The sequence below is a fragment of the Planctomycetia bacterium genome, assembly GCA_034440135.1.
Lineage (GTDB): Bacteria > Planctomycetota > Planctomycetia > Pirellulales > JALHLM01 > JALHLM01.
The window spans coordinates 19,154-27,868 of sequence record JAWXBP010000277.1 but is presented as its reverse complement, the minus strand read 5'-3'; the positions used below and the strand labels follow the sequence as shown (position 1 = coordinate 27,868).

Here is an 8,715-nt window from a genome sequence, read left to right as displayed (position 1 = left end):
TTGAGTCCGGCTTGGGTGCTGGTGTTGGCGATCAGGCTCACGATGACTTCGTGACTGACCAGCGGTTTACCGCGCCAGTTTTGGGTGATGTGACAGAACTGCGACCCCCTGGACTTTCGGAAAGTGGCGGGGGCTGTTTTTTACGCCGCTTGGGCCGGGGCGCGTTCGGCTTCGAATTGGGTTGGTGATTGATAGCCGAGGGTGCGCGCGATCGACGCCTTTGCTAGCTTTCTCGGTCGGACGCCTGTGGTCGCCGACCTGGAGTCGCAGCGCATCGCAGAGTGCCTCGTCTGGTTCGCGCCGCATCATGGCGCCGGACGCACGACCTGGCTGCGAAACACCCTGACGCGGTTGACGCAGTTGGTGACGGAGTCTGGCGTATTCCGTTTCTACACGGCCGCAATTTCGCGCCGCGACATGCTGCAGATCGTCCAGCGCAAGCAGGCGGAGCATCGCAAAAATGCACCGCACGTCCACGTCCGTCGTTACTACATAGAGGTGTTCCGTCCTGAGTCTCTCGCTGGGAGGAATGAAAAGTACGTGGCACAGTATGAGTCGGCAATCGAGTTGCTCTGCCAATATCTCCGGCGCGACGATCAAATGTTCGTCGATCGCATCAACGAACACCTCGTCGAGGCATTCGCGGCTTGGGCAGTCGCGACGGGTTACCAGCCGATCACAATCACGAAGTACAAGATGATCATCCGAAGAGTTCTGCGCCACGCCCGGCCGGACGAGTTCCCCAAGCGACCAGGGCAATGGCCGCGGGATAAGCAACCGCACGCCGTTCCCGTCGACGCCGAAGGGACGATTTGGCACTTCTTTCAGCGGACCTACGTCACTGAGCGATTGCTTGGCCGTAGCGCCAACGGGCGGGAGTTGATGGAAACCGGCATTCGATCGTTGTGCAGGTTTGCGGGCGGCGGAGTGCGAATCTGGGATTTGACCGACGAACTGCTCAGCGAGTGGGGCGCGGACTTGCTCGCCCGGGGCTTGTCGCCTGTGACAATCAACGGTCGCCCGAGCAAGATCGAAAGCATTTGGCGCCACGCCCGCCGCAATAAACTCGTTCACGAAGACCCATGCGGTTACCGGATTCCCCAGCGCGCGAACATCCCCGACGCCTGGAGTTTGGAGGACTTGGCGCGACTGATTGTGGCGACGCATGACCGCGTGTTCGATCGCCAGATGCGCAACAGAGTCCATGTCGGCAGCTACTTCCGGGCTTTGATTTTGGTGGCCTACGAAACGGGTGTTCGTCGCGATGACCTGCTCAAACTGCGACGCGCTGACATCCTGGCTGATGGTTCGATCACCATTGTGATGAACAAGACGGGGCAGGTGATTACGCGTGCGGTACGTCCGGTCACTATGATCGCGATTAACGCGGCGTTCCCGCCGGAGCGGGAGTTAATCTTTCCGGGGCTCGGTCACACGCGCACATACCATCAGCTGTTCCGGCGGCTGCTCCAGGTCGCTGGGCTGCCGAGCAGCAGACGCAATAAACTCAGAAGTTGCGTCGGACGGCCGCTTCGCACGTGGAACGAATTCTGCCGGGCTCGGCATCAGCGTTGTTGGGTCACCGCTCGCCCCAAATGGCCCGGATGAACTACATCAATCCCCGGATCGCAACCACGCAGCCACTGATGCCGCCTGCGCCTCCGCTGGGTGAGCAACATGATCAGAAGGGAGTCGCCACATGAAAACTCCCAACTGGAATCAAGTGGCCGTGGAAGACTTGCGAGATGAGTGGCGGTCGCTTCTCGAAACCTACCAATGCGGAGATTGGAAGCACGTCTACAGTCACCGGTTGACGTTGTGGCGCGGCGACAATTTCCACCTCGCCGTCTCGACTCCGGACCGCAGCGTTCGCCGGACACTGATGCAGGTCATGGCAAAGCTGTCGGCCTGTGGCTGCCACCTGCTCGGCCGTGCGTCGACGCGATCCCGTCGGATCGGCGTCATCGTCGTGCTCCGCGGTGACGCGACCAACGACGAAATTCGAGCGGCCGTCCTCGAAGGGTTGGCGGCTTCACTCAAAACCAAGGGGCGGCGGCAAAAAGGAAAAGGCGAATGACATGGCGAGCATTACGCACGACAAAAAGACAGGACGCCGACGTATCCAATTCGTCGGCGCAGACGGCAAGCGGAAGAGTCTGCGGCTGGGAAAGGTCAACCAACGCGACGCCGAAGCGATCAAGACGCGGGTCGAGCAGTTACCGGTGCAGAAATGGGCGCACTTGGTGCACCAGTGGTGCAAAAAACGGCGCAGCAACCGTTGGCAGTAGCATGCAACGGTGAACAAGAAAAAGGCAGCGGCTCAGAGATTCCCGCGAATTGCACGCCTTTGCTGGACGCTGCATTGCCTGGAGTACCGGCAGGCGGCGAGGGCAGTGGGCGCAGAGGGACTCGAACCCCCGACTTCGACCGTGTAAGGATCGCACTCTAACCAACTGAGTTATGCGCCCGAATCGCGGCGCGAACCGCGTGCCGCAATTCTTGCGCTTGGCTGGGCGACTGTCAACGCGCCGGGTGCCGTTCCTGGGCGGGGGGCCCCTCTCGGAACGGCAACTTCCGCAAAAAAAGCGGCTCACCACGGAGGAGACGGAGGAAGCAGGACCTGGAAGCGTTGAATTCCGTTCAGACGCCGCGCCCCGACTTCCGTAAGCTCATTTCTGCGCTTCCGTGCCTTTTCCGCACCTCCGTGGCAAGCGGGACGCTTTCCGGCCCCTGGTGGAGCGCCCCGGAACCGCTGCGCATGCATTCTCGGGAACGAGACTACGCAGGCGCTCCTCCAGAAACACCGCGGAGCGAAACCGGGTTTCGCTCCTTGGTGTTCCCGGAATGACAAACGAGCAAATTCCTAGACAGCAGCGCCGCCGGTTTCGCCGGTGCGGATGCGAACGACGTCCTTGAGCTCGCTGATGAAGATCTTCCCGTCGCCGATCTGGCCCGTCTTAGCGGCGGTGACGATCGTCGAGACAACCTTGTCGGCGACGGCGTCGTCGGCGACGACTTCGATTTTCACCTTGGGCACGAAATCGACGGTGTACTCGGCGCCGCGATAGGTTTCGGTGTGCCCCTTCTGGCGGCCGAAGCCGCGCACCTCGGTCACGGTCATGCCGTGATGGCCGAGCTTGACCAAGGCCTCTTTCACGGCCTCGGTCTTATGGTGACGAATAATCGCTTCGATTTTTTTCATGGCTTTGCGCCTCGAACTGGTGTGTTGGTTGAATTGCGGCAGGCCGCATTATATCGGATGGCGACGCGCCATTCTATTTGCCACAGGATGTCGCGCGCCGAGTTTAATCTTGCTCTCACTCGCTTCTCGCGTGGATTCTGGGCGGGAAGGAACGCATTGTTCCTTCCCGCCGTGGAATTCCACACTCGGGGCTCGGCTCACTCGGTGAGCTGGAAGCCGTGGTACGCCTCGTGGCCGTGTTCGCCGATGTCGAGACCTTCCAATTCTTCCTCGGCCGAAACACGCAGGCCCATCACCGCCTTGATAATCAACCAGGCGACGGCGGACACGACGACGACGTAGCCGGCACAGGCGAGTACGCCAATCAACTGCGTGATCAACTGCTCGGCGCCGCCACCGTATAGAAGGCCTGGCTTGTGCGCGGCGTTCGCGCTGCGGGCGATCAGGTCCGGGTGGCCGAAGATGCCGACGCAGAGCGTACCGAAGACACCGTTCAGCAAATGGACTGAAGTGGCGCCCACCGGATCGTCCGCTTTCGCGCGGTCGAAGAACAATACGCCGAAGACGACTAAGACACCGCCGATGGCGCCAATAACGAGCGACATCGGAACGGTCACAAACGCACACGGGGCGGTGATCGCCACCAGCCCGGCGAGGCAGCCGTTCAAGGTCATGCCCAAGTCCGGCTTGCCAAGCATTAGCCACGCGACCATGGTTGCGCTCAACGTACCAGCGGCGGCCGCCATGTTCGTGGTCAAAGCGACATCACAGATCGCGCCCGGATCGACGGCCATCGTGCTGCCCGGATTGAAGCCGAACCAGCCAAGCCAGAGAATCAAGCAACCAATCGTGGCGGCCGTGAAGTTATGGCCGGGGATGGCATTGATCTTGCCGTCAGCACCGTACTTACCGATACGCGGACCAAGAATGTAGACGCCCGTAAGTGCAGCCCAGCCGCCTACGGAGTGAACGACCGTCGAGCCGGCGAAGTCAACAAAGCCACGTCCTGCCAACCAGCCGCCGCCCCAGATCCAGTGACCGACGATCGGATAGATGGCGATGGCCATCACACCGCTAAAGGCGATGAACGACAGGTACTTGATACGTTCGGCCACGGCGCCCGAGACGATGGTGGCCGCGGTTCCGGCGAAGACCAACTGGAAGAAGAACTTGCCATAGAGGGGCACGCCGGCCCAAGCGATGGCAGAGTAGTCGCCCACGTAGTCCGCGACTGACGGGCTGTTATCGGCGCCCGTCAGGAAGAACAAGCCATCCGTGCCAGCGAAGGCATTGCCGTTGCCGAACATCAGGCCCCAGCCGACGGCCCAATAACCGATCGTGGTGACCGCGAACACGACGAAGTTCTTGGAGAGGATGTTGACCGCGTTCTTGGCCCGGCACATGCCTGACTCAACGCAGGCAAAACCGAGGTTCATGAAGAACACTAAGAAGCCGGTGATCATCACCCACATGGTGTCGATCATCATTTTGATGTCGGCCGTGCTGGGGCCTTCCGCCGGCGCCGCGGCGGCTTCCTCCACCACGACTTCCGTGACCGCTTCCGCGGGCATGGACGTCGCTGCATCAACGGGCGCATCTGCCGTGGCCGCGGTTTCGGTGGCGACCGGGGTGTCCTGCGCCCAACTCACAGCGGGCTGGCCGAGGACGCTCACCGTGAGCATCGTCAGCAGTGCCAAGTATCGGAGTCGAGTCATTCGATCTAACATGTACATACGCTTCGCCTTTCGACAGAAGGACTGATGAATACGGGCGGTCATCGCGTGATCGACCGCGAAACAAACGAGGTTTGCCGGCGCGGCGAACGCATTCGCGGCGGACGGCCTGACATTCACGAGTGCCGGAATCGCAACTCATCCGTGAACAACCCTGGCCGAGGCGGAGCCGAAGCTCCGCCTCAGCCGTGAGGGCGTCCTTCTGGCTAGGCGGAAGCCAGGAAGTCGAAGTACCCCACGGCGAACTGAACGACGCGAAGGAATGCGCGCACCCCGAGCGCAGCCACATCTCCGAGCTTTTCGGAAATGCCAACAGCTAGCGCGTAGCAGGAGCGATCAGGAGAACGGCCGCCGCCGTCTCACGTTCCAAGTGCGTGTGCAGATAGCATGGGAGCCGATTCAGCCGCCGTGACGTAACGATGCCAACCGCAGGGCTGGCACTCGTCAGGCATCAGGGACTGGGCTCGGCAAGCTCAGAGATTGCTTGGCGGGCGAGGCAACGTGCCTGCCCAAGCTCGCGGAAGGAGGTGGTTCATGACGGTTCGCCTAGTTTGAAGGACGGCCGCTATCGACAGGTGTCTTCACGGCAAAAACAACACTACATCGGGGGGACGAAGCAACCGGCGTGCCGAGTACATCAAGGGGCGTTTGTGCGATGGCATTCCAATAAGCGCTAGCCCCTATTGTGCCTATGTTTGCGCGCTGTTGTGCTTTTGTAATTTTTGCTTATTGAGAGCTTCGTTGAAGCGCAATTGCGCGCTCGACAGGCACGCGATGACGCGACGGTGGGCAGAACACACAGCTTGACGAGGTTGGCGTAAGACCTCATGACGGGACTAGTGCCGATTGACATTCCAGGTCAACGATTTGAGAATCAACCGCCTCGTCCGCATCGACGTTCCAGTGCAGATTCCCGGCGTTCAGGACACCCCATGCCCGCCATTGCGGACAAGAAACGCCACGCCACCCGGTTGGTGAAGGCGCTGCGATTGGCGTATCCGGACGCGACCTGCGCCTTAGAGCACCGCAATCCGCTTGAGCTGCTGGTCGCGACGATTCTGTCGGCGCAATGCACTGACGTGCGGGTCAACCTGGTGACCCCCGCCCTGTTCGCCCGGTATCGCACTGCGGCCGAATTCGCGGCCGCGGACCTGGGTGAGCTGGAGAAGCTGATCCAAAGCACGGGATTTTTCCGCAATAAGGCCAAGAACATCCGCGCCTGTTGTGCGGCCCTGGTGAAGGACCACGGGAGTGAAGTTCCCCGGGATTTGCCGTCCCTCGTGGCGTTGCCGGGGGTTGGACGCAAGACGGCAAATGTCGTGCTGGGCACGGCTTACGGCCTGGCGAGCGGCGTTGTGGTGGATACCCACGTCACGCGACTCAGCCGTCGCCTGGGGCTCACGTCGGAGAAGGACGCGGTCAAAATCGAGCGTGATCTAATGCCGATTCTGCCCAAACGGGATTGGGTCGACTTCAGCCACCTGCTTATCCACCACGGCCGGCAGATCTGTCAGGCGCGCAAACCGAAATGCGATATCTGTCCACTCGCCCGCTGGTGTCCGAAGGTCGGGCTGGGGTAGAAAAGTAGGAACCTGGAACTCGGTACCAAGCTCGCTTCCCTGTTCGGACATCGTCGCCCATCTCCGCAAGGACCACCGCATGATTCTCTCCGGAAACGAAATTCGCGGCCGGATGGGTAGCGATATCATCATCGATCCCTTCGACGAAGCACGGCTCAACCCGAACAGCTACAACCTGCGGCTGCACCAAGAGCTGCTGGTGTACGAGGAAGTCGTGCTCGATATGCGGAAGGCGAACCGTGTGAAGCGGATTGAGATCCCGCCGACCGGACTGGTGCTGAGCCCCAATCTACTTTACTTAGGGCGCACCTCCGAGCGGACGGAAACGCACAACCTGGTGCCGATGATCGAGGGGCGCTCGTCGGTCGGGCGGCTGGGGCTATTCGTGCATGTCACGGCCGGTTTCGGCGACGCCGGCTTCTGCGGGTACTGGACGCTAGAGATGTTCGCCGTGCAGCCGGTGCGGATTTATCCGCACGTGGAAATCTGCCAAATCTTTTATCACCAGATCGTGGGCGAAGTCACGGCCTACACGAGCAAGAAGTACCAGCACAACCACGACATCCAGCCGAGCTTGCTCTACACGGAATTGCAGAAGCTGCCGACGCGCGATCCGCAGCGCGAGCTGGAGTTCGGCTTCGATCGCATCACCGGCGAGCCGCTTCAGACGACGGCGAAGTAGTTCTCGACGGCGAAGTCGAAGTATTCCTTCGTCATCTCCGGCGGCACGTTGCGATAGCGGCAGAAGTTGCGCACTTGCAGCAGCAAGTCGCGCGGATGGCAGCACCGCAGGTTGCGGTTCACCGTGCGGTAGTGCGTGTCGAGCAAGTAGTCGACGACTTTGTCGTCGTAGACGATTTGCATCTTGCTGGCCATCAGCTTAAACAGCTCGCGATACTCGTCCTCCGACGGATCGACGACCTCGATCTTGTACGGAATCCGGCGGAGAAACGCCTCGTCGACCAAGTCTTTCGGCTCCAAGTTTGTGGAGAATACGATCAACTGATCGAAAGGCACCTGGATTTTCTTGCCGTTCGAGAGGTTCAAGAAGTCGTAGCGCTTTTCCAACGGCACGATCCACCGGTTGAGCAATTCGTCGGTGCTCATCCGCTGGCGGCCGAAGTCGTCGATCACCAGCGTGCCGCAGTTGCTCTTGAGCTGCAACGGCGATTCGCTGATCCCGGTAATGCGGTTGAACGCCACTTCCAGCGAGTTCATCGTCAACTCACCGCCGACGACGATCGTCGGGCGGCGGATGCGGATCCAACGCTTGTCGAGGCGGCGTTGATCGAGCAGGCCGGTGTTGGGGGGATCCGGGGCCGCTTCATGATTGCTCGGGTCGAACAGTCGCAGGATTTCGCCGTCGACGCCGATGGCGCGGGGAATCCAGATGTACTCGCCGAACGATTTGGTGATCCGCTCCGCGATGCTCGTCTTGCCGTTGCCGGGGGCGCCGTACAGGAACAACCCGCGGCCGGAGTTGATCGCCGGTCCCAGGCGGTTGAGCATCCGCTTGTTCATCAACAGATCGCTGAAGGCGCGGTCCAGGTCTTCGGTCGAGGGATGCTGCGCTGTGAGCGACTGCGACGCGACGCTTTGGATGTAGTCGCGCAGCGAAACCGGCGCAGCGCCGAAATAAGTGCAATGCTCGGCGTAGCGCTTGGCCCGCTCGCGGCCTTTGTCGGAGAGCTGGTAGAAGTAGTCGTTCATCGGCGCCGTATCGCGCAGGAACACCAACTGCTCCGCCTTTTGCTGCGTCAGCAACCGCTCGACGATCTTGAACGGCAGCCGCACCTGATCCGCGCAGTCGCGCCCCGTGGCGCTTCCCTTGGCGAGCAGGTACTTGAGGATCAGCGCTTCGACTTCCCCTTCCGAGAGCTGGGCCTCCTCCAGGGTGTCCGGCTCCAGCGGGAGGAAGGCGCCTTCCTCGTCGATCGTCATATTGTTGCCGCCCGCCAAATCGGCGATACGGCTGAGGAGGTGGTCGAGTTTGGCGTCTCGTTCTTTTTGCTCTTGCTCGTCCCACTCGTCGCATGTCGGGGCCTGCACGGCTTCGTCGTGCGCCGGTCGCGTGGCGTCGAGCGACGACCAGGCGTCCATGTCATTGCCGCCGCCCGCCAAACGCGCCAACAGGCTGTCCGAAGATGTTTGCGTCATGGTTTTCTGCTTGTTGAGACCGCGGAACGGACTAGCTCGCCGG

The 8,715-nt window shown here is 61.1% G+C and carries 8 protein-coding genes, 1 tRNA gene and 1 pseudogene; 5 read left to right on the top strand and 5 right to left on the bottom strand.

Annotated elements, in window-relative coordinates; all coding sequences use genetic code 11:
• Positions 1-98, bottom strand: a pseudogene (locus tag SGJ19_16900) (hypothetical protein).
• A gap of 103 nt (positions 99-201) precedes the next feature.
• Between SGJ19_16900 and SGJ19_16895 the strand changes: the two are divergent.
• The 3 genes from SGJ19_16895 (at position 202) to SGJ19_16885 (ending at position 2,288) form a co-directional block, all read left to right on the top strand.
• Positions 202-1,608, top strand: a complete 1,407-nt coding sequence (locus SGJ19_16895; GenBank protein ID MDZ4781930.1) for a phage integrase SAM-like domain-containing protein — start codon at positions 202-204, stop codon at positions 1,606-1,608.
• 91 nt (positions 1,609-1,699) lie between these two features.
• Complete coding sequence (locus SGJ19_16890; GenBank protein ID MDZ4781929.1) at positions 1,700-2,077, top strand: hypothetical protein; 378 nt, start codon at positions 1,700-1,702, stop codon at positions 2,075-2,077.
• A gap of 1 nt (position 2,078) precedes the next feature.
• Positions 2,079-2,288, top strand: a complete 210-nt coding sequence (locus SGJ19_16885) for a hypothetical protein (protein MDZ4781928.1) — start codon at positions 2,079-2,081, stop codon at positions 2,286-2,288.
• 106 nt (positions 2,289-2,394) lie between these two features.
• Here the strand turns inward: SGJ19_16885 and SGJ19_16880 are convergent.
• The 3 genes from SGJ19_16880 to SGJ19_16870 all read right to left on the bottom strand — a co-directional run bounded on the left by SGJ19_16880 (position 2,395) and on the right by SGJ19_16870 (position 4,917).
• Positions 2,395-2,468: transfer RNA gene (locus SGJ19_16880), tRNA-Val, on the bottom strand.
• Between the two features lie 395 nt (positions 2,469-2,863).
• Entirely contained in the window at positions 2,864-3,202 is a 339-nt protein-coding gene (locus SGJ19_16875; protein MDZ4781927.1) for a P-II family nitrogen regulator, read from the bottom strand.
• Between the two features lie 197 nt (positions 3,203-3,399).
• Entirely contained in the window at positions 3,400-4,917 is a 1,518-nt protein-coding gene (locus SGJ19_16870; GenBank protein MDZ4781926.1) for an ammonium transporter, read from the bottom strand.
• Between the two features lie 950 nt (positions 4,918-5,867).
• On the opposite strand from SGJ19_16870, the gene nth reads away from it, so the two are divergent.
• Complete coding sequence (nth, locus tag SGJ19_16865; protein ID MDZ4781925.1) at positions 5,868-6,515, top strand: endonuclease III; 648 nt, start codon at positions 5,868-5,870, stop codon at positions 6,513-6,515.
• Between the two features lie 79 nt (positions 6,516-6,594).
• Positions 6,595-7,197: a dCTP deaminase gene (gene dcd, locus SGJ19_16860; GenBank protein ID MDZ4781924.1), complete on the top strand. Its 603-nt coding sequence runs from the start codon at positions 6,595-6,597 to the stop codon at positions 7,195-7,197.
• Here dcd and SGJ19_16855 read toward each other — a convergent pair.
• A complete protein-coding gene (locus tag SGJ19_16855; GenBank protein ID MDZ4781923.1) occupies positions 7,179-8,672 on the bottom strand; it encodes an AAA family ATPase in 1,494 nt (497 codons plus the stop codon). The two genes, dcd and SGJ19_16855, sit on opposite strands and share 19 nt — an antisense overlap.
• Positions 8,673-8,715 lie beyond the last annotated feature (43 nt).

Coding starts and splice junctions, on each gene's coding strand:
- dcd (MDZ4781924.1), top strand. CDS start 6,595: ATGATTCTCTCCGGAAACGAAATTCGCGGCCGGATGGGTAGCGATATC.
- SGJ19_16890 (MDZ4781929.1), top strand. CDS start 1,700: ATGAAAACTCCCAACTGGAATCAAGTGGCCGTGGAAGACTTGCGAGAT.
- SGJ19_16870 (MDZ4781926.1), bottom strand. CDS start 4,917: ATGACTCGACTCCGATACTTGGCACTGCTGACGATGCTCACGGTGAGC.
- SGJ19_16875 (MDZ4781927.1), bottom strand. CDS start 3,202: ATGAAAAAAATCGAAGCGATTATTCGTCACCATAAGACCGAGGCCGTG.
- SGJ19_16885 (MDZ4781928.1), top strand. CDS start 2,079: ATGGCGAGCATTACGCACGACAAAAAGACAGGACGCCGACGTATCCAA.
- SGJ19_16855 (MDZ4781923.1), bottom strand. CDS start 8,672: ATGACGCAAACATCTTCGGACAGCCTGTTGGCGCGTTTGGCGGGCGGC.
- nth (MDZ4781925.1), top strand. CDS start 5,868: ATGCCCGCCATTGCGGACAAGAAACGCCACGCCACCCGGTTGGTGAAG.